Annotated in this window: 26 protein-coding genes and 2 pseudogenes; 5 read left to right on the top strand and 23 right to left on the bottom strand. The window is 70.8% G+C overall.

The window, feature by feature from the left end:
- The first annotated feature begins 169 nt into the window (after positions 1–169).
- The 3 genes from ABT057_RS43990 (at position 170) to ABT057_RS43980 (ending at position 2,907) form a co-directional block, all read left to right on the top strand.
- Entirely contained in the window at positions 170–628 is a 459-nt protein-coding gene (locus ABT057_RS43990; protein ID WP_352350059.1) for a MobC domain-containing protein, read from the top strand.
- Entirely contained in the window at positions 628–2,397 is a 1,770-nt protein-coding gene (locus tag ABT057_RS43985; RefSeq protein WP_352350057.1) for a relaxase/mobilization nuclease domain-containing protein, read from the top strand. Before ABT057_RS43990 ends, ABT057_RS43985 begins: the two co-directional genes overlap by 1 nt.
- A 105-nt stretch (positions 2,398–2,502) precedes the next feature.
- Entirely contained in the window at positions 2,503–2,907 is a 405-nt protein-coding gene (locus ABT057_RS43980; protein WP_352350055.1) for a hypothetical protein, read from the top strand.
- A 299-nt stretch (positions 2,908–3,206) separates the two neighbouring features.
- On the opposite strand, the gene ABT057_RS43975 is transcribed toward ABT057_RS43980, so the two are convergent.
- The 5 genes from ABT057_RS43975 to ABT057_RS43955 form a co-directional block, all read right to left on the bottom strand.
- Positions 3,207–4,694, bottom strand: coding sequence for a UvrD-helicase domain-containing protein (locus tag ABT057_RS43975; protein WP_352350053.1), 1,488 nt, complete (start codon positions 4,692–4,694; stop codon positions 3,207–3,209).
- Complete coding sequence (locus ABT057_RS43970) at positions 4,687–6,879, bottom strand: ATP-dependent nuclease (RefSeq protein ID WP_352350051.1); 2,193 nt, start codon at positions 6,877–6,879, stop codon at positions 4,687–4,689. The genes ABT057_RS43975 and ABT057_RS43970 overlap by 8 nt, the downstream gene beginning before the upstream one ends.
- 198 nt (positions 6,880–7,077) lie before the next feature.
- The gene (locus ABT057_RS43965) at positions 7,078–7,407 is read right to left on the bottom strand and encodes an esterase (protein WP_352350049.1); all 330 of its coding nucleotides are present in this window, start codon (positions 7,405–7,407) and stop codon (positions 7,078–7,080) included.
- Positions 7,408–7,499: 92 nt separating this feature from the next.
- Entirely contained in the window at positions 7,500–7,712 is a 213-nt protein-coding gene (locus tag ABT057_RS43960) for a hypothetical protein (protein WP_352350047.1), read from the bottom strand.
- A gap of 103 nt (positions 7,713–7,815) precedes the next feature.
- Entirely contained in the window at positions 7,816–8,157 is a 342-nt protein-coding gene (locus tag ABT057_RS43955; RefSeq protein WP_352350045.1) for an SPDY domain-containing protein, read from the bottom strand.
- A gap of 218 nt (positions 8,158–8,375) precedes the next feature.
- Between ABT057_RS43955 and ABT057_RS43950 the strand changes: the two genes are divergently transcribed.
- Entirely contained in the window at positions 8,376–8,642 is a 267-nt protein-coding gene (locus ABT057_RS43950; RefSeq protein WP_352350043.1) for a hypothetical protein, read from the top strand.
- Positions 8,643–8,646: 4 nt separating this feature from the next.
- Here ABT057_RS43950 and ABT057_RS43945 read toward each other — a convergent pair whose 3' ends face one another.
- Positions 8,647–9,135, bottom strand: coding sequence for a hypothetical protein (locus ABT057_RS43945; protein WP_352350041.1), 489 nt, complete (start codon positions 9,133–9,135; stop codon positions 8,647–8,649).
- Positions 9,136–9,206: 71 nt separating this feature from the next.
- The gene (locus tag ABT057_RS43940) at positions 9,207–10,097 is read right to left on the bottom strand and encodes an SPDY domain-containing protein (RefSeq protein WP_502974067.1); all 891 of its coding nucleotides are present in this window, start codon (positions 10,095–10,097) and stop codon (positions 9,207–9,209) included.
- A gap of 394 nt (positions 10,098–10,491) precedes the next feature.
- Here ABT057_RS43940 and ABT057_RS43935 point away from each other — a divergent pair, with 394 nt between their 5' ends.
- A complete protein-coding gene (locus tag ABT057_RS43935; protein WP_352350037.1) occupies positions 10,492–10,884 on the top strand; it encodes a hypothetical protein in 393 nt (130 codons plus the stop codon).
- On the opposite strand, the pseudogene ABT057_RS43930 reads toward ABT057_RS43935, so the two are convergent.
- The 16 genes and pseudogenes from ABT057_RS43930 to ABT057_RS43850 form a co-directional block, all read right to left on the bottom strand.
- A pseudogene (locus ABT057_RS43930) lies at positions 10,834–10,971 on the bottom strand (winged helix-turn-helix transcriptional regulator); the annotation flags it as partial. The gene ABT057_RS43935 and the pseudogene ABT057_RS43930 sit on opposite strands and share 51 nt — an antisense overlap.
- A gap of 184 nt (positions 10,972–11,155) precedes the next feature.
- Positions 11,156–11,701, bottom strand: coding sequence for a hypothetical protein (locus tag ABT057_RS43925; RefSeq protein WP_352350035.1), 546 nt, complete (start codon positions 11,699–11,701; stop codon positions 11,156–11,158).
- Positions 11,702–11,872: 171 nt separating this feature from the next.
- On the bottom strand, positions 11,873–12,541 hold the full coding sequence (locus ABT057_RS43920) for a hypothetical protein (protein ID WP_352350033.1): 669 nt from the start codon (positions 12,539–12,541) through the stop codon (positions 11,873–11,875).
- Positions 12,538–13,026, bottom strand: coding sequence for a hypothetical protein (locus tag ABT057_RS43915; RefSeq protein ID WP_352350031.1), 489 nt, complete (start codon positions 13,024–13,026; stop codon positions 12,538–12,540). Before ABT057_RS43915 ends, ABT057_RS43920 begins: the two co-directional genes overlap by 4 nt.
- Positions 13,023–13,790, bottom strand: a complete 768-nt coding sequence (locus ABT057_RS43910) for a glycosyl hydrolase (RefSeq protein WP_352350029.1) — start codon at positions 13,788–13,790, stop codon at positions 13,023–13,025. Before ABT057_RS43910 ends, ABT057_RS43915 begins: the two co-directional genes overlap by 4 nt.
- On the bottom strand, positions 13,787–14,383 hold the full coding sequence (locus tag ABT057_RS43905) for a DUF4913 domain-containing protein (RefSeq protein ID WP_352350027.1): 597 nt from the start codon (positions 14,381–14,383) through the stop codon (positions 13,787–13,789). Before ABT057_RS43905 ends, ABT057_RS43910 begins: the two co-directional genes overlap by 4 nt.
- Positions 14,384–14,536: 153 nt before the next feature.
- A complete protein-coding gene (locus tag ABT057_RS49320; protein WP_502974066.1) occupies positions 14,537–15,430 on the bottom strand; it encodes a DNA cytosine methyltransferase in 894 nt (297 codons plus the stop codon).
- A gap of 121 nt (positions 15,431–15,551) precedes the next feature.
- Positions 15,552–15,713: pseudogene (locus tag ABT057_RS43890) on the bottom strand (DNA cytosine methyltransferase); the annotation flags it as partial.
- 22 nt (positions 15,714–15,735) lie between these two features.
- Positions 15,736–16,314, bottom strand: a complete 579-nt coding sequence (locus tag ABT057_RS43885; protein ID WP_352350023.1) for a hypothetical protein — start codon at positions 16,312–16,314, stop codon at positions 15,736–15,738.
- Between the two features lie 70 nt (positions 16,315–16,384).
- The gene (locus ABT057_RS43880) at positions 16,385–17,542 is read right to left on the bottom strand and encodes a DnaB-like helicase N-terminal domain-containing protein (RefSeq protein ID WP_352350021.1); all 1,158 of its coding nucleotides are present in this window, start codon (positions 17,540–17,542) and stop codon (positions 16,385–16,387) included.
- Complete coding sequence (locus ABT057_RS43875; protein WP_352350019.1) at positions 17,539–17,784, bottom strand: hypothetical protein; 246 nt, start codon at positions 17,782–17,784, stop codon at positions 17,539–17,541. Before ABT057_RS43875 ends, ABT057_RS43880 begins: the two co-directional genes overlap by 4 nt.
- A gap of 257 nt (positions 17,785–18,041) precedes the next feature.
- A complete protein-coding gene (locus ABT057_RS43870) occupies positions 18,042–19,058 on the bottom strand; it encodes a hypothetical protein (protein WP_352350017.1) in 1,017 nt (338 codons plus the stop codon).
- Positions 19,055–20,839, bottom strand: a complete 1,785-nt coding sequence (locus ABT057_RS43865) for a type IV secretory system conjugative DNA transfer family protein (RefSeq protein WP_352350015.1) — start codon at positions 20,837–20,839, stop codon at positions 19,055–19,057. Before ABT057_RS43865 ends, ABT057_RS43870 begins: the two co-directional genes overlap by 4 nt.
- A gap of 114 nt (positions 20,840–20,953) precedes the next feature.
- Complete coding sequence (locus ABT057_RS43860; RefSeq protein ID WP_352350013.1) at positions 20,954–21,628, bottom strand: hypothetical protein; 675 nt, start codon at positions 21,626–21,628, stop codon at positions 20,954–20,956.
- A 71-nt stretch (positions 21,629–21,699) separates the two neighbouring features.
- Complete coding sequence (locus tag ABT057_RS43855; protein WP_352350011.1) at positions 21,700–22,977, bottom strand: hypothetical protein; 1,278 nt, start codon at positions 22,975–22,977, stop codon at positions 21,700–21,702.
- Between the two features lie 115 nt (positions 22,978–23,092).
- A complete protein-coding gene (locus tag ABT057_RS43850) occupies positions 23,093–23,311 on the bottom strand; it encodes a hypothetical protein (protein WP_352350009.1) in 219 nt (72 codons plus the stop codon).
- Positions 23,312–23,654: the final 343 nt, after the last annotated feature.

Raw genomic sequence — 23,654 nt, 5'->3', positions numbered from 1 at the left:
GCACCGTGACCCCACGACGGCTCCTGGCGGAGCAAGTTGTCGCATACGACGGTCCTACGGCCCGACGTACGCACTTGCCCCCGCCCCGGAGGGCGGGGGAAGTCCGGCTGGTCCCCGAGCGAGGGCGCTCGGGGACCAGCCGGACTTGCGGCACCAGGGGGCGCCGGTCGTGGGAGGAGAAGCAGACGACCGCGCCCCGCGTAAGCAGCTGAGCCCGAGCCAACCTGCGTTCCCCGACCGCAAGCCGCGCCGACGGACCCGCAACCCGAGCCAGCGCGCCCACAAGACGACCACCCGCCTGTCCGACACCGAGAAGGCCGAGATCACCGTCGCCGCCAAGCAGCGCGCCGTCACCGTCGCCCGTTTCCTCGCCGTCGCCGGCCTCGCCGTCGCCCGCGGTTCGACCACCGTGCACACCAATGAACAACTCGACGCCGCCATCGACGAACTGGCCGCCCTGCGCACCGCCGTCTCCCGTGTCGGCAACAACATCAACCAGATCGCCTTCGTCTACAACGCCGGAGGGCAGCCCCGCCCGGGCGAACTCGACCACGCCCTGACGACCTTGACCCGCGTCTTGGCCCGTGTAGACGACGCGGCCGACACGCTGGTGAAGAAGCGCCTTTGATGGTCCCCAAGATCCGACGCGGCTCGCGCACCCACGGCCTGCTCGTCTACCTGTACGGCCCCGGCAAGCGCGACGAGCACACCGACCCCCACCTCGTCGGCAGTTGGGACGGCTTCGCCCCCGACCCCGGTCGCGACACGAGCCCCGACCCCGACCCCAAGGTCACCCTGGCCCGGCTCGCCGCCGCCCTGGACCTGCGGGTCAATCAGGCCGGCGACAAGGCGCCGGCCCAGCACGTCTGGCACTGCTCGGTCCGTACCGACCCCGGCGACCGGACCCTGATCGACGACGAGTGGAACACCGTCGCCCGCCGCCTGGTTCACGCCGTCAACCTCGCCCCCGAGGGCGATCCCGACGGCTGCCGCTGGGTCGCGGTACGCCACGCCGACGACCACATCCACATCCTCGCCACCATGGTCCGAGGCGACCTGCGCCGCCCGAGGATGAACTACGACTTCAAGAAGGCCCAGGCCGAATGCCGTCGCATCGAACAGGAGATGGGCCTGCGTCGGCTCAAGCCCGGCGACGGCACCGGAGCCAAGACGCCCACCAGTGCCGAGCGCTTCAAAGCGGAGCGGGTCGGCCGACCCGAGACACCGCGCGAGACGCTGCGCGAAGCCGTCCGCCAAGCCGTCGCCGGAGCCGCCAGCGAAGCCGAGTTCTTCACCCGCCTTCGCGAGGCCGGCCTGCGCGTCAAGCTCCGGCACGCCCCCTCCGGCGACGTCCTCGGCTACACGGTCGCGCTGCCCGGAGACCGCAACCGCGACCGCGAGCCGGTCTGGTTCGCGGGCTCGACCCTGGCCCCCGACCTCTCCTATCCCAAGATCCAGCGCCGCCTCGCCGACGGAACCCCCGATGAGGCCCCGCTGCCGGAAGCCGCCAGCGGCCGGTCGGACTGGTCGCCGCCCGCACGGGGGCGACGCACCGCGACCGGGGTCGCCGAGCGCGCCGCGATCCTCTTGGACAGCGATGACGACGATGCCGCAGCCCAACTCGTCGGAGTCGGCGAACTCCTGGACGCCGTCGCCCAGACCTCCCCGGCCGCCACCCGCGCCGAACTTGGCGCCGCCGCTCGCTCCTTCGAACGCGCCACCCGCAGCCACGTCCGGGCCGAACGCGCCGATACCCGGGCGATCCGCTCGGCGGCCCGGGGCATCATCCAGGCCGGCAGCGCGCTCGGCCGAGGAGAAGACGGCGGCACCACCGCCATGCTCGTCTCCACCCTCGTCCTGGTGGCGCTGGCCGCAGCACGCTGGCACTCCGCGCGCGGTCACGCCCAGCAGGCCGAAGCCTCCCGGCAGGCCGCCGAGCACCTTCGCGCCGCCTACCGCCAGGCCGCTGCCGCACCCATGCAGGCCCTGCGCGACCAGGGCCGAGCCTTGCCCGAAGCCCAGCGCCGCGCCTACGAGACCACCATCCGCACCGTCCTGCACGAGAACCGCACCCGACCCGGCACGAGCACGAAGAACGACGCCTTGGCCGCCACCCTGGCTCAGGCCGAGCAGGCAGGCCACGACCCGAAGGCCCTCCTGCAGGAGGCCATCGCCATGCGCGAACTCGACACGGCCGAGGACGTGAACGACGTCCTGGTCTGGCGACTGCGCCGCCTCGCCCAGCTCCCCGCCCACCCGGGCGAAGCCACTCGACGCCCGCAGGTCGGCACCGGTCGCGCCACGCCTCCCGCCAACCCGGCCAGCGTCCGGACCGCGCCCCCGGCCTCGCCGAGGCCCGCCGCACCGGACCCGCGCAGCCGCCCGCCGCGCCGCTGACCAGCAGTCCGGGAGTCCCGCCACCGTCCTGCCGGACTGCGCGAAACACCTGGACAACGCGCTCCACCGGCTGTTACGGATGAAGAGAAGGCCCTCGACCGGGAGATGACGCTCGTGCTCAGAACGACCGACCACCACGTAGAGCCGACCCCCGTCCTGCCCGCCGCCCCCGCCGGAAACGATCCGCTGCCGCAACTCCAGTACGAGACACAGTCGCCCAGCGGACCCGGCGCAACCCGCTGCCTCAGCCACCCGCCGGAGCTGTCCCTGCGCGGGATCCCCGTGATGTGCTCGGCCTGCCGGGCCCGGCGCGACTGGCTGCTCATCAACCACGGCCGCAACGTCTGGGTCCGCTGCCGCTGCGGCAACCAGTGGCTCGAGCCCGAGATCGGCCGCGCCGACTTCGACGCCATGATCGCCATCCCGGATGGGACGACGTACCCGAGTGTCGAGCAGGGCCTGATCGCACTCGGCTTCGACGGCGCCTTCGCCGGCACGTACCTGGAGTAACTGGTGCTCGCTGCTGGCCCGGCCACCCTGCTGGCGGCCGTCGGCCCTGATCGGGCGACACCGGCAGTCGAGCATCGGCCGTGCTCTCAGGGATGCGACCACGGCCGACCGACTGCGGATGGAGTATCGCGGCGGCTGGGCCCACAAGTACGAGGCCCAGCTGGCACACGTCGGTGCCCGTGCCCAACTTCAGGCCGAGAGACAGAGAAGAACGACTCGACGACGTCCGTGAAGCCTCCACCGATCTCGCGACCTGCCTCATTACCCACGAACACGTCCAACGTCCTTGTCAAGACCTCTTACACCGCGAGACTGAGGTGCCGTGCCCTGGTGAGCGCGACGTAGAGCGCGCGGTGGGCTTCGTTGGTGGGGTTGAGACCTCTCAGGAGCGAGGCCTCGTCGGTCTCCTCCAGCCTCACCCCGACCCGGTTCCACTCCCGCCCCTTCGCCTGGTGGCAGGTCATGCCGGGGACCAGCCCCTCACGGGCGACCTCGAGCCTCGTGCGCAGCTTGGCGAGGGCGGCCCGGGGTGTCCGTTTCTGGCCTTCCGACGGCACGAGGGGCGTCATAGCGACCATTGTGGATGCCAAGTCGGTCCAGATTCCGCTGAGATTGCCCTGACCTGCCAGGCGCTCAAGGGCATTACGCAGATGCGGACGCAGCTGTGCGAGAGTGTCGCTCTCCATGATGCCCAGGCTGGTCCGGGCATCGACGAGGTCGATGCCCGGCCGGCCGAAGGTGCTCTGGGCGAGTTCGTTCAGGAGCAGGGTGCAGACGGCTTCCTGGAACTGGCCTGTCTTGGTCCTGACGGCCAGAGGAAGGATATGAGGGTCGGCATCCCACAAAAGTCTCCACTGCCGTGCGAGGACGACATCGACGTCGCGTGCCTCCCCTTCGGGAAGGACTACCCTCTCCTTGCCGCGCAGCTGGCGTGCCAACAATGTCTGAGCTGCGCTGCCACGCCAGCGGAACGAGGTCTGGAGTTCACTGCGCTGGAAGCCCAGTCGGCTCAGGAGGCGGGGGACGTTCTCTGGGCGTGCACCGCGAAAGCCGTAGAGAGCCTGCCACGGGTCTCCTACCAGGGTGATGACGAGGCCCGCGTCTGCCGCAAGGTGGATGACCCCTAGGTCCAAGTCGTTTGCGTCATAGACCTCGTCGACGAGCAGGGATCGGATCGTCGTGGCGAAGTAGGCCATCACGCAGGCGCGGATGCCCTCGATGCGAAGAGCAACCTGCAGTACTTCGCGTACGTTGTCGTGCGTACACCGCCCTGCACCAACGGCCGAGGCGAAGCAGGCCGGTTTCACGAAGCTTTCCCGTCTCGCTTGCCGTACGGAGTCGGTGACGATACGCGTGCCGTTCAGCGTGAGGACTGGCTTGTCAAGGGTGTAAGTGGTGGGCAGATGGGACCGCCATGTGTCCAGCACCTCGAGTTCCTGGTGGCCGCCGGGCCACTGGAGGATCCCGGAGCGCAGGAGGTGGGCGAGGAGATCGTTCAGGATCGTGTCGAGCGTGACGATGCGGTGAGGCCATGCCAGTGCCGATGGGCCCCACTGCCGGGACACGCGGCTGCGTATCTCCTCGGTGGCCGAGCGGGTGAAACTGACCGCCACGACCGCCCGGTGATCGGTTGTACGTGCGTAGCGGTGCAGGCCGAAACGCTGGTTCGACACGGTCGTCTTCCCCGAACCAGGAAAAGCCTCTACGTAGAGAAGGCGGTGCGGGCTCGCTGCGGCAAGGACCTGTTCGGGTGTGAGAATGCGGGTGCCGGGCCCATAGTTACTCATGGTCGCCCGTCGTCTGCTGTACGGCGGCCGTGGGCCAGGCGCCTGGTTTGCGACGCTGAAGTTGGAGACTTTCCCAGGGCAGATCCTCTGCCTCTGGTCCGTCGGGATCGGGTTCGTACCTCGTCTCGTCGGCCCACTCCAGGCTCTCCAACTCGTCCGGCCAGAAAAGGCCCTCGACGTCGGCAGTCGGGACGTCGTCTGTGTCCCGTTCGCTGGCCCTCATGAACCAGTCCGGTTCGTCGAGAGCTTCAAGAAGGTCGCTGCCGTCCGCCGCGGCGCCATCTGCTGCCGGATCGGACGGGTACAGGAAGTCGAAGAGCTGCTGCATGTGCTCGGGGACTGTTGGTGGGTCGGGCACTTCCTCAGAGTCCGCCTCGTTGGCCTCCGCAAGCAGAGAGGCGAAGGCCAGCGCGAACTCGCCCTTCTTGCTGGAGCCTCGGCCGGCCTTGTTCGCGGGCTCCTCCTTCGTGCCCTTCTTCGCGCTGCGAAACAGCTCGTACATGGTGCGGGCCGTCACGTTTTCCTCGTCCAGGCCGACCTCGCGCAGAGCTGCGGCGATCAAGCGCTCGTTGCCCTTGGTGATGGACGGTTCCAGGGTCGGGTGGCTGACGAAGGCGTCGACGACCGAGGGGTCGTGTTCGGAGAGCCATCCGGGTTTCTTGCGCTCCTCGCTCTCGAAGGGCAGGTCGCTGTCGACGAGGACCGCCAGCTTGGTGCATAGTTCGCTGCCTCGGGTCGCCAGGAGATGCGCCGGCCACTGTCCGACTTTCCATCCCATGTGCACGATGCTGAGTGCGTCGATGAAAGCGTGTTTGAGCGTGTCCCGACCGGCCCAGGTCCTGCCGAACTCCCGGAGGACAGCGGCGTCGGTGACACCCTCGACGAGGACGAGGCGATCCGCGAAGAGAGCGGCGGACCGGCTCGCATCCAGATGGAGCCGGGTCTTCCGCAGGGTGATGTCACGGTGCTCGGCCGGCACGACGTCGGCGACGGTGCGGCACACCCTTCCTTGCGCCGTCCGGCGCACGACGACGAGTTCTTCCGGGGCACAGGACGTGATGACGTCCGTCGCGTGGCTGGAGAGGATGACCTGCAGTTCTGGCCGTTGCTTGACCGTTCTGCGCAAGTACCGGACAAGGGCGTGCTGCAACTGCGGATGGAGGTGCGCCTCGGGCTCCTCGATGACGACCGTTGCGTGGAAGGGCTTCGTACCGAAGAAGGAATCCTCCTCCGACTCGGCGTCGGCCTGCGCCTGTTCGAGGTTCCGGACCGCCTGCTGGATCTCGTCCTCCACCGTGAGGGGCGGCCGATCGGCGACATCCGAGTGAGGCCGGGCAGCGTCCTGCGGAAGCTCGGTGGAGTCAGGTATCGCCGCCAGGGTCACAGCTATGTGCAACAGGTTCACGTATCCCAGGCCAGACACTTCGAGAGGCCGGGCGAAGGCGCGTCCTTCCATCACGGCGAGCATGAGCTCCAAGACGCGGGCGAGGTAGGTGTCGTCAATGACCTGGCCTCGTATGTACGGCCACTGGGGATTCACCCCAGCCGACAGATCTGTCAGGTAGCCGCGAATCCGCGCCTCGACAGCATCGATGATGTTTTCCTTGGCCAGCTCCTCCAGCAGTTGGGAGGCCCGCGCCCGGAGACCCACCAGGTTCCGGGTGCCGCTCTGGCGCTGCTGTTCGGCACGGAGCAGCTCCACCAGGATCCGTGTCTCTCGGCGGGCCAGCTCGTCCAGCGGATGGCGCCAGGCTGGCAGGTAGATGAGTTTGTACGGGTCCAAGTCCAGAGACCTGCCGTGCGCCGCCTCGATCTTCGTGGCGACACTGCCGAGCCTGCGGCTCAGCGTGACACCCCATTTCTGGGCGACTTCACCGAGCCGTTGATGGCCGACCCCGTGCAGCTGACGTCCGAGGCGGCCTTCCTCGGCGAGACTGTCGGCCAGCTTGTACGCCACATCGATGGTGCGGTTAGAGCCTTTGAGCGCGAGCGTGGCAGATCCGTACCTCGGTAGGACCGGGAAGCGGGAACTGGGATGAGCGAGGTAGAGCGCATCCGTGAGCGTCGTCTTTCCGGCGCCGTTGGCTCCGATCAGCACGCTGAAGCGGCCGGGCAAGTGGCAGACCATCTCGCCCTCCGTGCTCGCCCGAAACCCGCTCACCGCGATACGACTCAGGTGCACCATGCCCCCCATGGACAAGAAGTACGTCAGTAGTCATCATCGCCCCCGACAGTGACAACTCCCGGATTTTTGTGCTCACTTGCAGTCTGAATGTGGGCCCGGGCGAAACCGACCGTCAGGTGACCAGAACGACAAGAGTCGTAAGACGGGGGAGCCCGAGGGCGAGATCCTCTCGGGCTCCCCGACCTTCTGCGGTTGCGGTCAGACCTCGGCGAGGCGGTTGGAGAGGTCCAGGGCGAAGGTGGCGACCGCGAGGGCGGCGCACAGGCCGGTCACCTCGTGGAGGGTGGGGCGGACCAGGCGCGGCCAGTCGTCGGGGGCGGCGGGCCAGGAGGCGAGGAGGACCTCGGTGGTGGCCAGGCCGAGGTGGGCGGTGACGTCCCAGCCTGCTCGGGAGGCAGGCTCCCAGCGCAGGCGGATACGGCCGAGCGGGAGTCTGGGGGTGCCTGCCGGGAGCCAGGAGATGTCGAGCGGTCCCTCCGGGAGGGCGGAGACGCGCTGGACCAGTGCGCCGCGCACTCCCGGCGGCATGGGCCGCACGGCGAGGGCGTGCAGCGGGTGGGTAGTGGAAGGGTGGGATCGCGGTGAGATCGGGGGCCTCCTGGACGGGTCGGTACGGAGGGTCAGGCCCAGGCGAGGGCGTTGCGGACCGATGCCGGGAGGTAGCCCTCTTGGCCGTCCTCGGCGATGAACGCCATGCCGTCGCCCACGACGACGTCGGTGTCGAGGTAGTGCGCGAAGGGCCAGTCGGGGTTGACGGCCAGGCGGATCGGCAGGTCGGGGTCGATGTTCTGAAGTTGGCGGAGCAGGTGGCCGACGGTCAGGCAGTGGGGCACGGGGAACCTCCGGAAGCGAGGTGGGCGGGTGAGACAGCGTGGTGATGGAGCGTCAGCGGGCTTCGAGGCCGGGCTGGTCGTGCAAGACGGGCTGCCGGGTGATTCAGCGGCTGGCGATGAGCGCTGTGAGGAACCCGGCCACGGCCTCGGAGGGGGTGTCGAGGCCGAACTCCTGGATCCAGGGCTCGGCGTCGGCGGGGAGGACCCGGACCTGCCAGACGATGCCGCGCCTCCAGGCGGTGGTGTCCTCGGGGAGCCAGCCGACGTAGACGCGGCCGTCCGGGCTGGTGCAGTGCACGTTGGCCTCCGGGGTGTCGACTATCGCCCAGCCGAGCCCGCCGAGCAGTTTGAGTACCGGGCTCGCGCAGTGGTCGCTGGAGAGCCAGGCGGGTTCCTCCACGGCGGGGCGGACGACGGCTGGCAGGAGGGTGCTGGAGGCGTTCACGAGTGGGCGTCCCTTCTTTGACCTGCGGGTTTTCCCGAGGTCCGTACGTTGACATGCGGTGTGCCGAAGTACGTAGTCGTTTCCGGGAAGGTGAGGTCTGCCGTGGGCGAACTGGCCGTCGAGGAGAGCGGAGTCGGCGGGCCGGGGAATGGATCGGCGCGGCCGGTTGTCGTAACCGGGTTGCGGCGCAGGGCCGTACAGAGCAGAAGGGGCAGGCCGTGGCGGAGTCGAGCAGACACTGGGACGGTGCCGGGCTGGAGCGCAAGATCCGTGGCGCCGGACGGCCGTGGACAGTGGGCGACATCGCGATGGTGGCCGACGGGCAGTGGGCCGTGGGCACCCAGGCCCGGAGGCAGCGTGACGGGGAAGCCGTGGTGGAGCGTCGGAGCGCGGACGGGCGGCGCGTCGAGCTGACGTTGGTGGAGCTGGCCCGCGCGATGGACTCCCGGTTCGGCGCGGCCCATCGCGACGAAGACTCCCGCTGACCGGTTACCGTCCGGGCCCGGTCGTGGCCACCGTGGGGCGGACAGCGGCCGACGGGGCGGGCTGGTCCGGTGGTTGGCCCAGGGCACGCGGCGCGTGCGCGGAGCGGGCGACAGCGGCCTGGGCCAGGCTGAGCGACGGTGCCCGGTCCGCGGTCACGACGGCTTCGCGGGCCTCGATCACGTGGCTGATCGCCTGCAGGGCTATGCGGCTCTCGGCCTGCGCGACGCGCAGGTCCACCACCGAGCTGGTGATCCGCTCCAGGTCGTGGAAGGCCGGCACATGACCGGGCCGGGTGAGGGCGTGCAGACGCTCCTGGTGGACGGCGACCGCGTTGTTCGAGACGACGAGGCTCGATCGGATATGCATTGCTGAGCGGAGGAGAGGGTCCTCGACGGGGCGGCGGACCGCGAGGTTCTCCAGCACGTCGATGGGGGCGGCCCAGGCTTTCTCGATCATGGCTGTGGCCTGATCGAGTGCGGTGGCGTCGGGCATGGCGGAACTCCCGGTATTCGGAGGTGCTGCTTCGGTCAGAGGCGACGTCTCGGAGGGGCTGGGGGCGGGAGTCAGCGGCTGTGCCGTGGGGCCGACGGGCTGGCCGGCGGCCTGGCCGCGGCCGCGTGTGCGAGGTTGCCCGACAGATTCTGTGCCGAAGTCGCGGTGCGACTGCGAGCGGCCACCACGCGGAGGTCGGCTGCTGTCTGCGGGGCGCGTGCGGCGCGGTGGACGGCTTGGACGACAGCGGTGCGGCGCACGTCGAGTGGGGTCGGAGCACGAGAGATCTGAGGATCGGCGGCTTGGCCGACCGGGGCCAGCGTGACCAGGTGCTCCACCTTGCGGTTGATCTGGTGCCGCTCACGAATCGCCGGGGCTGAGTCCGACATGGCGGCTGCGGTCGCCGCGACCAGGTGGGTCGGGGTGCGGGCTGTGAAGACCGCTTCCGCGCGCGTGCCCCAACCCGGAGGACCAGCCCACAGCCTGACGGTTTCGTCGTCCCAGTCAGAGAAGCGGTTGTCGATCAGAACGCCTGCTTGTCCGTCGGGGGCCATGATCTCGACAGTGCCGCGCTCGGCCGCCCCGTCGCGGGTCCAGCCGGCATCGGTCAGCGGCCGGACGGCATTGGCCCAGTACAACGACGGGCTCGTCAAGAAGCGCCCGTTGCCTTCGATGGCCTCGGCTTCGGCGTAGTCGCGGGCCAGAGCGCTGGTGAGCCCGGCGACGATCTCGGCCGGGGTGACGTGGTTGAAGGTTGCCGTCCAGCGGGGTGCGGAGACGGCGTCCTCGGCGGCGGTGATCTTCCACAGTTCGAAGTCGTCGCCGAACCAGCCGATCCGTATTCGCTGGTCGGGCGAGGTGACGAGGAGCTGGCAGGGGCCCTCGTCGAGATAGTGGTGCGGCCAGTGACTGACAGGGGCGAAGCCAGCGTCCCCGGTCCCGTTGGAGCCGGCCAGGTACATGGGGCTGACCAGTACCTCTTGATAGGGATGCTGGTCGTAGGGCTGGGTGTTCACGGTCGAGACTCCGAGGTGTAGAAGGGGAACGCGCCCGCGTGCGCGGAAGAACGAACGGCTGGACCGCACGGGGGCGCCGTGGCAACGGCGTGAAGCGGCTGATTCTCAGCGCCACCCGGATCACCGGCCCCGGGAGGAGGCCGACTGAGCGGCCACGGCCCCGGTGCCCGCGGTTGTGGCTGCGGGGCGTGGCTGAACAGGGAGCTGGGCGCGGCGGTGCTCCGCCGCAGGGCCGCTGAGGTATGGATGCCGTCCGACCGCGGCGGGATGCCCGTGTCGGTGCGCGTGGCCGCCGCGACCCGGACAGGGGCGGGACGTGGTGCGGCGACGGGTTGCTCCAGTGCTCGACGGCGGCGTAGACCGGGCCGAGCGCCCGTCCGGCTGCGGTCAGGACGTACGGATCGCCGTGGCGTGGGCCGGTGCTGGTGACCAGGCCGTCGAGCTGAAGCCGGTTCAGGCGCTGCCGGGTGAAGCCGTTGTCCAGTCCTGCCTGTTCGGCGATGTGGACGAACCGCATGGCCCCACCCGCGTCGAGGACCTGGATCACGGCGGTCGAGTGGCGAAGGTACAGCCGGCGCACGGCGTCCTCGACGCGCTCGGCACCGGCCACCTTGCCGAGCGGCAGGTGCGCGTGGGACCAGTCGGACAGTGCCCGGTGTACTGCGGACAATGCGTTGCCGAACCCACTGAGCTGGTACGGGGCACCGTGGCGATCACCGGCTCGGATCACTAGCCCGTCATCGTGCATCTGGGCCAGCCGCTTGCCGACGAGCTGCTCGCTGACGAAGGGGAGGCGGGCGGCGACATCACGCACACGCATGGGGCCGCCCTGCTGGGCCAGGGTCTGTGCCGACCAGGTGGTCCACTTCGGCGCTATCAGGGACAGTGCGTCCTCGACGCGCTGGGCGTCGACGAAGCCGATCTGGGAGGTTGCGGGTTGTGCGAGGGCGGACATGGCGGTAACTCCGTTATGAGGAAGCGTGAATCGAACGGTCGGGTGCGGATCAGTGAAGGTCGCGCTCGGCGCGGAGACGGTGGAGCACCGTGCCGAGGCGGCGGTTGCTGACGTGGATGCCGCGGGCGCGCAGGCCTTGGCGCAGGGCTTCGCGGTTGAGCCGGGGCAGACGGGCGGCGACCTGGCGGGCTACGGCTATGAGGTCCTCATCGCCCGGCGCGGGGCCGGTTCGCCGGGCGGCCGAAGGCCGGCGGGCGGCGGGCTGGTCCAGGAGGAGGCGGACGTCCAGCAGGTCCCAGACTGCCTCGGCTTCCGACTGCTCCCGGCGTTCGAGGTTGACGACTTCGGCCGCGTACCGCAGCACGAGGTCGTCGAGGGCGTGTTCGCCGGAGCGGCAGCGCTGCCAGGCCGCGTCGAGATTGCGGCGGGCGGCACGGGCATGGGCGTTCGTCGTGGCCAGGCCGTCGAGCCGCCGCAGCACGATGGGCAGAACGGGATCTCCCGAACCGCCATGCGCGCTGTGGCGCTGGAGGTCCTCCAGCGGGCGGCCGTACCGGTGCTCGACCAGGTGGCGGGTGTAGATCACGGTGGACATGGGGGTCTTCCTTCTGGGGATTTCTGCGGGAGCGGGAGGGCTTGGCGGTCGTGCCGGCGGGGGAACACGGGTCGCGGGGTGGTTGGTCGTTGCTCAGCGCCCAGGGGTCCTCGATGCAGAACTCCTCGGTGACCAGGTGCGCGCCGGGCCGCTTCGCAATGTCATGGGGGTTCATTCGGCAGCGTCCGTTCGGGCGAGCAGGGAGCGCACCAGAGTGGGCAGGCTGTCGGGGCCCTCGCCGATCCAGACGTGATCGGTTGCCTCGCCGAGCATGTACGCGGCGTCTTCGAGCAGGCCGCTGGAGATCTCCATGCAGGCGTCTGTGATCCGGGAGGCGGCGAGCAGGGAACGAGAGAGCACCTCGACGTAGTCGCCGGGGCTGAGGTCGGCAGCCTCGGCGGCTGTCCGGATGGCGGCCAACTCCATCGCGCTGAACGCGAAGTCGAACTCGTCGTCCTGGTCCGTCGGCGAGGGCGCGACGAAGGCCGGGTCCGGCGGCTCGGCAGGAAGGCCGACGCGCGTGCAGATCTGGTCCACGGAGGCGGTCAGCTCGGCGAGGGACTCGGTGAGCCAGCCGAGCGCTGAAGCGTAGGACGCCAGGGTGAACAGACCGGCTGGGGTGGAAGGCAGCGGCTCCTCGACGACGAACTCTTCGAGCCGGTCGTTCAGTTCGCGGACCACCCGGGGACCGGCGGACAGCGCGCCGAGGACGGGATGCAGGTAGGAGCGGCCGGCGGAGGTGGGGTACTCGGTCGTCAGGACCTCCGAGACGCTCCGCGCGGCGTCGGTGAGCAGCCCGGCCAGTTCGGTGCGGTCGAGGGACGCGCGGTCGGCGGTCATCGCATGGAGGCCTTTCGGGAGGCGGCCGGGGCTGCGGGGCTGGCTGCCGCCGGTGCCGTGGCCGGGAGGGACGCGGTCGGGTCGATCGCGTGGGGGGATCGGGACCGGGCCGCCTGGACTCGTGCCTCGGCCGCCGCGTCGGTGTCGGCGGGCCGGTTGAGGCCGGTGCGGTTGGTGCGGAGCTGGGCCGTGCGGTAGACCGCGTAGTCCTCCCGGGCACCGGCCGCGACGAGGTAGATCTCGCGCTTGTGGGTCGAGGCGGGCGGGGCCGGGCGGAACTGGATGACCATCCGGTAGGAGACGGCCGGGTCGACGTAGACCTTGTGGAAGCCCGCGAGACGGCCGGTCAGCGGCAGGCAGTCGTCGCTGCCGTGGACCAGGTTCTGCAGTTCCAGCAGCGCCAGGTCGCGGATTTCGTCGGGGAGTTGACGCAGGTCCGCGATGGCGTCCGGGTGGGCGGCGAAGGCGAAGCGGGCGCGGCTCACATCGGCCTCCGAGGGTTCGGGCGCTGGGCCGTTCCGGCCGACGGCGCGTTGCCCGTGTCGAGGCCGGCTTTCGGGACCGCGGAGGCACCCGATGACCGGGTGAGGGCGGCGCGGGTCAGCCGGGCGGCGGCCTCACCGCGGTAGTCCGGCGGCTGAGGCAGCGGACTGCTGCGGTCTTCCAGCCAGTGCCGGGCGGCGGCCTCGTCGGCGAAGGCGCCCTCGCGCATCGTGTACGTGTGGGCGTCGGCGTTCCCCTCTTCGAGGAACACACGAATCGGTGCCTGAGCGGCGCTGGAGTCACGGGTCAACGTCCACGTCTCGGACGGGGCGAAGTCCGAGGTCCAGCTGTCGAGGACCTTGTAACGAGAGCCTGACTCCCGGATCTGCCGTTCGACCCAGAGGGTGAGATCGTCGGCGGGCTTCAGGAAGTCCCCCTTGGCCTGGGCGATCCGCTCGGGCGGGCAGCCATGCTCGATCAGCCAGTTCTGGGCGAACGCCAGGCTGGCGTGGTTCGCGGCCTCGAAGGTGAACGTGCGCTCGCGTAGGTCCCGCGTGATCTTGATGGCAACGAGCGCCGGATCACCGGGGACGCCCCAGGTCATCGACCTGTCGTGGGCGACGAGGTAGCTGTGCGTCCCCTCCGGCGTGGTGTGGTGCTCGGCCAGCACGGTCAGGTCTCCGGCCCAGACGCTGCTCTCGGCGAGTTCGGAGGCGGCGTCAGCAGGCTCGAAGTCGGAGAGGCGGAAGTCGGGTTCGGCTATCACCGGGTGGCTCCCCTCAGCTCGGGCGCCGGGGTGGCCAGCACGCGGTGGTTGGGCCGGGTCGGGCTCGTCTTGCATGCGGCGAAGGGGCCGTCAGGGGCACGGAGATGAACCAGGGCCTGGTCGAGGTGGTCGCGGTGCCACGTCGAGGGACCGGAAAGGCCGGCCTCGGCGTCGGTGAGCTGCTGCCACGCGAGCCAGAGCGCGTGCAGCCGGGCAACGGCCTCGGGGTGCTCGTGCCACCGGTCGCACCACGGCCGGGTGGTGCTGATCTCCCGTCCGTAGACGGGCAGGAACAGGTAGTTCACCCAGTCGCTGAGCGCGGCCAGCTCGACGGCGTACGCCTCGCCGCCCAGGGCGAGGATGAACACCGAGGCCGGGGCGTCGGCCTTGTCGGCGCCGGCAGCGCCTGCCGCGGAGGTGTCCGCGGTGGGCTGAGGGGTGGAGACGGGCTCGGAGCCGAGGCGGTCCAGGATGACGCCGTGTTGGCGTACCTCCGCCATGGTCTTGGCGAGGGTGCTGGCGAGATCGTCGAGGTCGCCGTCGGGAACGCGGAACGGCTCGGGCTCGGGGGTGGCCTTGCTGGGGTCGGACATGGCGGATCCAAGGGAGTGAGCGAGCAGGGCGGGGGCGAGGTGCGGCGCGCTCTTCTGGAGGTCACGGTGGTGCTCCCTTCGCAGGTCGGCATGGGTAGCAGGATGCGGAGATTCCGCGATTTGGCGCGGCCGGGGAAACCGGGTAAGGGGGCGCTACGGGGCGGTGCAGTGGGGACAGCCCGGGAAGGGAGGTGCCAGCAACTGCACGGCTCGGGTGGCCTGTTGGGGGACCACGCCGTTGCCGAGTGCGGTGAGCTGAGCTGGTCGGCCGAGTCCTAGGGTGGCGGTCACCCAGCCGGGGGCCAGGCCCTGCATCCACTCCACGAAGTCGGCGCGCAGGCGTCCGGCGGCGTCGGTGGGCGGTGGCGCGGGGCGGGTGAGGTTCTCCCATCGGGCGATGGCGGAGGCGTACGCTCCCCATCGCCCGTCGGTCCCTCCGCCTCCGGGGCCGCCTCCGCCCACAGCGGCAGGACCACCGCCGGTAGGGGCGGGCGCCAGCCCTTGCCCGGACGGCGGCCCGGGGTGCCGGTGTCGCTCGCCCTCGGGGTGGGCAGCAGCGATGCTGCCGCGCTCGGCAGCGTCATGTCCCCGTTGCCGTGCCGCTGGTTCGGCGAGCCCTTGGTCCCGTCCGACGCCTTCGGCGTGGGCAGCAGCCACTCCACCTCGTCGGCCAGGTTCGGGCCGTGGCCGCCGCTCTTCCTCTTCGAGGGATGCTGGGAGCCGCCGTTCTTGCCGATGTTGCTCGTCGGGGTCTTGAGCAGGGTGCTCGGCGGGCCAAGCGGCGAGGAAGGTGCGCTCGCGACGATGGGGGGCTCCGACGTCGGAGGCACGAAGCACGAGCCACCTCGCGTCGTACCGGATATCGGCCAGGGAGCCGAGTACGGCACCAAGTGCCCGCACAGGAGGCTGGGTTGGGTCGTCTCCCAGACACCACGGGCAGAATTCCACGTCGCCAGGGGAACCGGCGGGCGAGGTGAGGAGACCTCGGACATTCTCGATCACCACCAAGCAGGGGCGGAGGGCCTCGACCGCACGGGCGACGTGCAGCCACAGCCCCGAGCGGGTGTGGGGGTTGAGTCCGGCCCGGCGGCCGGCGACGGAGACGTCTTTGACAAGGGAAGCCAGCCGTCAGGACACACACCCGAGGCACATCGGCCCAGTTGACGGCGGTGATGTCCTGCAGATTGGGCACGCCGGGCCAGTGCCGGGCCAGGATGCGCGCGGCGTCGGGGTTGATCTCGGCATGCCAGGCCACGGAGCCGCCGAGCGCGGTCTGGACCCCGAGGTCCAGACCGCCGTAACCCGAGCAGAGCGAGCCGATCAACGGCATTCGCGCGGTGGTGGGTTCCATGTCACCGGCCACGTGCGACTCGGTCCGAGGGGGCCGCCGGGGCCGTGGTGAAGTTGGGCGGCGGCGAACCCGGAGAACGCGCGGTGGTCGCGGACCGGCTGCGGGCAGCCTGGAGCCGCGCGGGCGGGGGAGAGACCGTTGCCGATGCGGCGTACAGGGAATTGGCCCCGTCGTGCAGTGCCGCGCCGGCGGTGGCGAGTGCTTCGTCCATCACCCGTACTGCTGCCTCCTGGGCATCCCTGGCGTCGGGCTGGTCGCGCAGACTCTCGGTCTGGTCCAGGAAGGCGAGTTGGTGGGCCACCGCTCCCAGGGCGGAAGCCGCTTCGCCTGCGGGCTCTACGGCGGCGGCGAAGTTGGTGATCACGCGAGCGGTGTGGGGCGCCTGGTTTTGGTCGGCGGCGCGGAAGAGGACCTCGTCGCCCAGATCGGTGACCAGCTTTCCTAGTTCGGAGATCTGACGTGCGACGGCGACGACGTCGGGTGAGCGGTGGGGGTCTCCCGGCAGCTTGCAGCGCTGGGCGTCGAAGGCGGAGGCCGTGGCGCGCAGGGCCAGGGCGTCGGAGAGTGGGGTGTTGTCCACGGGGCGTTCCAAGGTGGGGACGGTCGGATGGGCTGGGTTGGTTGGTGAGCGGGTGGGGGCGGAGGACGGCTCAGCCGTGGGTACGCGAGGGCGGTCGTGCGGCTGATGATGTGGAGGCAGGGCCTGGGCATTCCGAGGGCCGTGCGGCCGGTCGCGCTGTACTGCGGGCGAGAGCGGCGTGGACCTGCGCGGTCGGGGGCCCGTCGGTCGGTGGCGCCGGAGCGGGGTGGCCGTTCGCGGCTTGCCAGCGGGCACGCACTTCGTCGAGCGGCCCGAGCGCGTGCAGGGCGTGGCTGATGAGCCGTCCAGGGGCCAGGGTCTCGTTCTCGGCCAGGGCGCGGATGGCGCGGGCGGAGGCGGCGGCCGTACGGGCGACGGAGGAACGCATGATCTGCTCGCCGAGCCACTCGGCGCTGCCGGGGCCGACGCCGTCGTAGATGGCGGTGAGCTGTTCGGTGGTCAGCGTGCCGTCGGCGAGCAGACCGCGCCGCTGGGCTTCCCACAGCACGGTGATCCGGTCGATGGGTTCGCCGCGGTGGTGCAGCGCTCCCAGGCAGCGGTAGAGCTGGCCGTGGGCGGGGTCGGCGAAGTCGCCGGGTCGCAGCCAGTCGACGACTTCGTCCATCGCCTTCGGCCGCTCGGCCAGGACCGCCAGCAGGATCTGCTCGTCCTCGGCGACCTGTTCCGCTCGTACCGACGGCGGCGCGACGGGAGCTGTGGGCGGCGGTGTCGCCGGGGCGGCCGGGCGCGGTTCGGACCCCCAGCGGCGCGCTAGGTCTTCGAGCACCCCGGCCAGGACGTCTGCATGGTGCAGCGCTCCTTCCACCTCACCTTGGAGGGCGTCGGCGCGGGCTGCCTGGTGAAGGCGGATCGCGTGCGCGGTCACGCTGCGGTGGATAGCTCCCTCCAGCACCATCCGGCCGTACACCGGGGCGTGCTCGGGCCGCGGGCAGGCCGAGATCAGGGTGTGGGGATACACCACGGTCAGCCCCCGGACATGGTTGCCGGCCTCCGCGACGGCGCCCGTCACCCAGGACAGCGGCACGCGTCCTCCGGTCGCCACGGCGGGATGGTTCTCGGTCCGGAGCTTGCGCAAGGCGGCGAACAGCGCCTGGTGGATGGGCCGGTAGAAGTGATCGGGCGCGAGCCAGTCCAGGTGCGCGAGCTGGCCGGGGTCGAGCAGCACCGCGCCGAGCACCGCCTGCTCGGCGCTCAGCAGCGGGTTCATCGCCGCCGCCCGGGGCGGGGAGTCGGCGGGTCGTCCTGCTGCGAGTGGAGATCGGCGACGGCCTGGTCGGCGACGGTCATCGCGTCGGCGAAGCGGTCCAGCTCGCTGGTGAACGTCGGGTCTGTGGCGAGGATCGATTCGGAACCGGTGACGAGCCACCACTGGCCACCGCGTCGGACGACCGGTGACTGGGCGAGGCGTTCGGAACGCGTCGGATGAGGGGACGGAGTGCGCGAGGACACGAGGGGACTCCTGAGCAGGTAGAGGGGAGGGACAGGCCGTGAGGTCGACGTCGGCCCGGACGGGGGTGCCGGAGCGGAAGGACCAGGCGGGAAGCCGTTCGGATGGCCGTTCTCCGGTTCGGCGTCCGCGAGCGCGTCGAAGATGTCGCCCTGACATTCAGACCACGCGTGGGCGGTGACCCGGTCGATCGGTGCCCGGTCCAGAGGCCGGCGACTGCGATGCGGATACGCCTGGCCGAGCAGCGGCGTGCCCTCCGTCAGCAGCGACGGCCGCGGTCGAGGGCCGTCTGCGCGGACGCCGGGAGGGACGACGCGGTGGGCGGTGGGGTGTGCGGTGCGGGGCGGTGGGGTGTCGTGGTGCGTGTGGTTGCGGCCCGGACTCGTGGGGAGGTGTCGTCGGTGTGCCGGAGGGCGTCGGCGGTGTCGGTGAAGCGGCGCCAGGCGTAGTCGGAGCGGTCCGCGGTCCAGGCCGGGGCTCGGGCGATGAGGGCTTCGGCGAGGGCGGCGACGTCGTTCTCGGGTGCGGTGCCGCTTGCGAGGAGGGGGCCGGCGGGGGACCACAGGTCGATGCGCCATTCGTCGCCGAGCCGGACGGCGGTGACGAAGCCGTCGTCGGGTGCCGGCTGGTAGGTCCACATGTGGGCGTGGACTGTCCAGCCGGGTCCGGCGAAGGCGGGTGGGGCGGGCTCGGGCAGCGGTTCGGGTGTGCCGACCTCGAACAGGTCGAGCAGCGGTCCGTCGTTGAGAGCCGCGTCCATGAGCCGCAGCGCGTCGTCCGTGGAGACGTCCCGGCGTCCCTTGAGCGCGGCGAGGACGGTGCGCAGGGCGCTGAGGTGTTCCCGGGCGTCGCCGGGGTCGAGCCGGTCCTCGGCGGGCCCGTCCTGGCGTAGCCAGTGCCGCACCGACGCCGCCTGGGACCGCAGCGATTCGATGTCCCCGGCGGAAAGCCGTTCCGGCAGGTGCTCGACGCGGTGTACCAACTGCCAGTACGGCTTGAGGTGTTCGTTGACGACGTGGCGGGCGATGCGGTCGATCTGGGGGCGGAAGCCGGCCACGGCCCCGGCGCGGACCTGGTCGTCGTGGTGGCGTAGATCGGTGAGCAGGCGCATGTAGGCGTCGTGGGTGTCGATCCGGTCGCGGACGACGGACTCGTAGGCCCGGTTGAGGAGTTCCAGATCCGACAGTTCCCGCGCTCCGGACTCGGGGTGGTGGGCTGCTTCACGCCGCAGGGCGGCGACGCGTTCGGCGGCGGGGACGTCCCAGACCCCGCTCATGCCGCACGCCCGAAGCCGGAGTTGTTCGCCTTCGCGAGTGCGCGGTCGGTGATGGTGGCCGTGGCGGCGGCGGCGGCAGGCGCGATGGTCTTCGCCGACGGCTCCTTGTACCAGGGCTTGAGGTCGAGCAGCGCGATGCGCAGGCCGGTGGCCAGGAGGAGTGCCTTGCCCTTGGGCAGCGCACGGATCGCGTCGGGGGCGAGGATCCGCTCGGTGCGCATGGACACGGACGTCGACTTGCCGCTGTCGGAGTGGGAGACGGAGACGGTCCGTACCTCGTGCTCCCCGATCGCGCGGCTCAACTTGTCGGCGAAGTCGATGTCGTCGATGCCGGAGCCGACGATCTTGACCGTGGCGGCGCTCCACAGTGCGTCCATGCCGGCCTCGCCCCAGCACCGCTGGCCCTGCCGGTAGGACTGCAGGATGGTCATCGGGATCACGCCCCGCGAGCCCAAGTGGCTGTACAGGTCGGGGAGATCGGAGATCTTGCACACGTTAGCGGCCTCGTCGAGGACGCACAGGGCAGGCGGGTCGAGCCGCCCGCCGGAGCGCTCGGCGACGACCACGGCCGCGCGCATCACCGCGTCGGCCGCCGCCGCGATGATCGCCGATGCCGAGCCGCCGCCGTCCTTGCTGAGCAGGTACAACGTGTCGCGGGAAGTGGCGAACGCGGAGGGCTTGAACTCGGGAAGGCGCTTGTCGGGGGTGACCCAGGCGGCGATGTCCGGGTCGAGCAGGCAGCTCGCGTACTGCCGCGCTGTCTCGTAGATGCCGTCCCGCGTTTCCGTGGCCCCGCTGACGGTGCCCTGGAGCTGGGCGGCGACCGCCTCGTGGCCGGCGTCGGTGAGCAGGTCCACCGGCGTGCGGTCGGCGGGGGAGGCGAGCCAGGCCAGGACGTCGGTGATCGGGCGCCGATGGCTCGCGGCGGCCAGGAACAGCGCGCCCAGCGTGTTGCTCGCGGCGGTGGACCAGAAGTCGGCACCGCTGGACTCGTCGACGCTGGCGGCGACGAAGTGCCGGGCCAAACGTTTCGCCCCGGCCAGGTCGCGGGCGTCGGCCAGGATGTCCCACCACATCTCGCGCGGGTGGTGGGCGATCTGCTGCGGGTCGAGCGTCCAGATCGTGCCGACCTCGGCGCGGGCGTCCACTGTCGCGGTGAAGGCGTCGTTCGCCGCTTTGTTCGAGGTCAGCAGTACCGGGCCGGGAGCGGCGAGGATCGCGGGGATCGCCAGCCCGGACGTCTTGCCGGAGCGCGGGGCCATGATCGCGACGATCACGTCCTCCCAGGAGGCGCGGACCTCGGCCCGGCCCGGGGAGTGTGTGCCGAGGAGGATCCCGCGGTCCGCAGGAGCGACGTCCTTCGGTTTGAGGCCGGACAGGCTCGGCCGCAGGCTCTTCGCCTTGGCGGCGATCTCCTTGTTCATCAGAGGGGCGAGATCCCGCCTGCGGGCGAGGCCGTTCCTCGCACCGCCGCGCAGCCGCAGCCACACCAGCAGACCGGTGACGGTGAGGCAGACGGAGAGCAGCCCGGGGACGAGCCGCGCGCCGACCAGCAGAGCGGCGGGGCTCAGATGCGGCCACAGCACGGCGGGGTGCAACAGCGCGTTGGTGGCCTCGAACGGCGCCCAGGGGCCGGTGCCGACGAGAGAGTTGGTGAGGTTGCCGGTCAGCCAGGCGAGGGAACCGAAGGCGATGCCGACGCCGAGGACGCCGAACAGGAGGTAGATGAGCGCGTCGGAGCCGGTGGTGGTCGAGGGCGCGCTGGTACGTGGTGCGGACATGGCGGGTCCAAGGAGGGAGAGCGGACAGGGCGAGGCGGGGCGCGCGGCGCTCTTCTGGTGGTCATCGGGCAGCTCCTGTTCAGGGATGGGGGCGACAGCCGAGTCAGGCCGAGGTCATCGGGATCGCGGCAACCGGGGTGGCGGGGCGCTGGCAGATGGTTCGGACGTCGCGCCGACGGAGGGCGCGGTCCGCTGAGTGCCGGCGTGCGGGGAGGAGGCGCCGGCGGCTCGGCATCGGTCCGCTTCCGGGTTCTGGGTGGCGGGCAGCTCGTTGTCCGCGACCGCGTCGTTGCCGAGGACATCGCTGAGCGGCTCCCTGGTCCGCAGTGCGGCCACCTCGTCGCGGTACTTGGGGTCGCTGAGTTGCACAGGGCACGCGGCGATCTTGTCCCCGGCGACCTCCAGCTCCTCCCGGACGTCCCGCAGCATGCGGGTGGCGGCGACCAGCCGGGTCCACGTCTCGAAGGTCGGATTGTCGTGCGGGTTCTCGAAGGTCAGCCGGGCTCGGGTCCAGTCGGCCGCTGCGGCCACGAGTTCGGTCAGCTGGGGGAGGGCCCCGAGCGCTCCGTTGACCTCCTCGATGATTCGGGCGACCTCATGGGGAGTCGCTGTCTCCGTGAGCCGGGCTGTCATCCCAGGGACGGGGTACGGATCGGCCGACGGGTGGGGCAGGCGTCGCGCCTGCAGGGACGCGTCGGGGCCGGACGCCTTGTGGCCGTAGGCAAGCCGGATGTTGTGCTGCATCGCGACGCCTACGGCGTCGCCGATGCTCGGATAGAACTCGGGCACTGTTCCTCCTTGGGCGCGGTGCGTGGGTCGGTGCCGGGTGGGTTGGACAGACCCCTCGGACCTTGGCCGGTCTAACGGGTCCGAGGGCTTGTGACCTGCGGCGCACCTACGGCTGTACCGACCTCCGGCGACGGAGTTCCAAGCGCCGAAGACGCCTTGGCCCTGTCCGCCGCGGGCGACGTGGCGAGAGCCGCGCTTCGTGCGTCGGGCGGGGCTGGGGACCGTGTCCGCGCCCCGGCGTGGTCCTGCCGCGAGCCGCTGACACGGTGCAGTTCGCGTCCCGCTCCGACGAGTTCAGATTGCGCCGCGCTGACGAACTCCGCAGCGAAGCCGAACCGGTCGGCGAGCGCGTACGCCTCGTCGTCGAGGTCGGTGATCTGTTCGCCTGCCGTCTCCAGAGCTTCCCGGAGGCGTTCCAGGACTCCGTGCTCGGGATGAAGGAGGTGACCGACCGCCTGGGCAAGGTCGGCACCGTTCTCGGCAGCCCTGATCTGGTCGGTCAGCCGCAGGACTTCGGCTCCGGCGGTGTAGAGCCCGAGAGGGTTGGCCGGGCTGGTCAACCGACTCGTGTCGAGGTCGGGGTCCAGATCGACGCTGTACCGGGCGGCGCGGAGCATCTCGGCTGCGTGGGAGGCGATGGCGACGCGCTCAGCCTGCGGGGTGGTGGTCGCCAGGCGGTGGCGGCGGCCGTACCAGTCCTCGATCTGCTGGAAACCGGCGTGCTTGAGGAGGGTGGCGGACAGGTCGTCGCTGGCGCCCTTCGCCGAGACGCTGCCGCTGGGCTCTGCGCTGATGGTGATGTAGGGGGCAGGCACGTGGTTCTCCTGGGCGCGGGGTGTCGGGTGCGGGGCCGGGGGCAGGTGGCCGAGTTCGCTGGCGATGCGGTAGCACTCGGTCTGGAGACGGAAGGCGTCGCGGTAGGTGTTGTGGAGGCTGCCGTCCTCGCGGGCGAGGGTGGCCACGACGTGCACTTGCCGTGCTTGGTTGCGCACGGCGATCCACCGGCAGGCGTCCGGATCGCCCTCCGGCGCGATGCAGGTGGCCGCCACGATCCGGCGGGCCACCTCGGCCCACTGCGCGTCGGTCGGGTCGGGGCGCCGGGGATCGGAGCGGACCGAGCAGACCCACACCGGCCGCTCGGGAGCTCGGGTCCCGAGGCGCTCGACGGGTGCGTCGAGGGCGTGGGCCAGGTACGTCGGCGCGTCGGTCTGGGCGAGCATCTCGATCGGGGCACCGTGGCCATCCCCCGCGATCAGGCGGGGGTTGGTGTGGTTGCCGCGCTCGCCTGGCCCGTACAGGTACTCAAGGAGGCCGGCGGTATGGCTGGCACGCTGCAGGTGGGCGATCACGGCGTCTACCTCGAAGGGGAGTGGTGAACGGGAGCCGGGTGGTCGGGCCGTCGGGGAGAGAGGATCCGCGGAATCCGCGATTTGGCCCGGCCGTAGATGGGTGGTAGACGCCTGGTCACTGCGGCTCCTCGAGGCCCCGGTCGTAGGCGGAGTCAGCGCAGGTGGAGCGCGCGAAGTACGCGTCGTTGTGCAGCTGGGCCCAGCAGCCGTCCCGGTGGATGACGGTGGCGACGATGTCGAGTCCGTGGGCTTGGTTGCGCAGGGCGGCCCACCGGCAGGCGGCCGGGGCGTCGTCCGGCTCGATGCCGGTGGCGTCGAGGACCTTGCGCGTCAACTCGAACTAATGAGCGACTCTGTCGGGGATCTTGGAAATGCTGAGGTCAGCTGCCCAGGGTTCGCCAGGACTTCAGCCGGGGTAACTCGCGCTGGTCGAGGTAGTTCAACGTGCGCAGTCAGAGGCGGGACTTGCTCACCGGAACGGGAGCGAAGGGACAACGGGCACCTCGACAACTGCGTCGGTCGGCGGAATTACCCGAGCATGCCCGTTGACCATGCTGCCGCACCGGGAAGCTCCAAGATCCCCGACAGCAACTCAGCGCGGCTTCGCCGTGCGCCGGGGGCACAGTAAATGGGTCGGCGTGCGCCGCGCGCGGTCCTGACCGCCCTGTTCCAGGGCC

It is taken from the genome of Streptomyces sp. NPDC002588 (genome assembly GCF_040295925.1).
Taxonomy (GTDB): Bacteria; Actinomycetota; Actinomycetes; order Streptomycetales; family Streptomycetaceae; genus Streptomyces.
The sequence above is the reverse complement of the archived record's forward strand: the minus strand, read 5'-3'. Positions and strand labels throughout refer to the sequence as shown.

Bases quoted from the DNA above. Each gene is read 5' to 3' on its own strand.
- ABT057_RS43985 (WP_352350057.1), top strand. From the start codon at position 628: ATGGTCCCCAAGATCCGACGCGGCTCGCGCACCCACGGCCTGCTCGTC.
- ABT057_RS43980 (WP_352350055.1), top strand. From the start codon at position 2,503: ATGACGCTCGTGCTCAGAACGACCGACCACCACGTAGAGCCGACCCCC.
- ABT057_RS43975 (WP_352350053.1), bottom strand. From the start codon at position 4,694: ATGAGTAACTATGGGCCCGGCACCCGCATTCTCACACCCGAACAGGTC.
- ABT057_RS43970 (WP_352350051.1), bottom strand. From the start codon at position 6,879: ATGGTGCACCTGAGTCGTATCGCGGTGAGCGGGTTTCGGGCGAGCACG.
- ABT057_RS43965 (WP_352350049.1), bottom strand. From the start codon at position 7,407: ATGCCGCCGGGAGTGCGCGGCGCACTGGTCCAGCGCGTCTCCGCCCTC.
- ABT057_RS43945 (WP_352350041.1), bottom strand. From the start codon at position 9,135: ATGCCCGACGCCACCGCACTCGATCAGGCCACAGCCATGATCGAGAAA.
- ABT057_RS43940 (WP_502974067.1), bottom strand. From the start codon at position 10,097: ATGTACCTGGCCGGCTCCAACGGGACCGGGGACGCTGGCTTCGCCCCT.
- ABT057_RS43925 (WP_352350035.1), bottom strand. From the start codon at position 11,701: ATGTCCACCGTGATCTACACCCGCCACCTGGTCGAGCACCGGTACGGC.
- ABT057_RS43920 (WP_352350033.1), bottom strand. From the start codon at position 12,541: ATGACCGCCGACCGCGCGTCCCTCGACCGCACCGAACTGGCCGGGCTG.
- ABT057_RS43905 (WP_352350027.1), bottom strand. From the start codon at position 14,383: ATGTCCGACCCCAGCAAGGCCACCCCCGAGCCCGAGCCGTTCCGCGTT.
- ABT057_RS43880 (WP_352350021.1), bottom strand. From the start codon at position 17,542: ATGAACCCGCTGCTGAGCGCCGAGCAGGCGGTGCTCGGCGCGGTGCTG.
- ABT057_RS43870 (WP_352350017.1), bottom strand. From the start codon at position 19,058: ATGAGCGGGGTCTGGGACGTCCCCGCCGCCGAACGCGTCGCCGCCCTG.
- ABT057_RS43865 (WP_352350015.1), bottom strand. From the start codon at position 20,839: ATGTCCGCACCACGTACCAGCGCGCCCTCGACCACCACCGGCTCCGAC.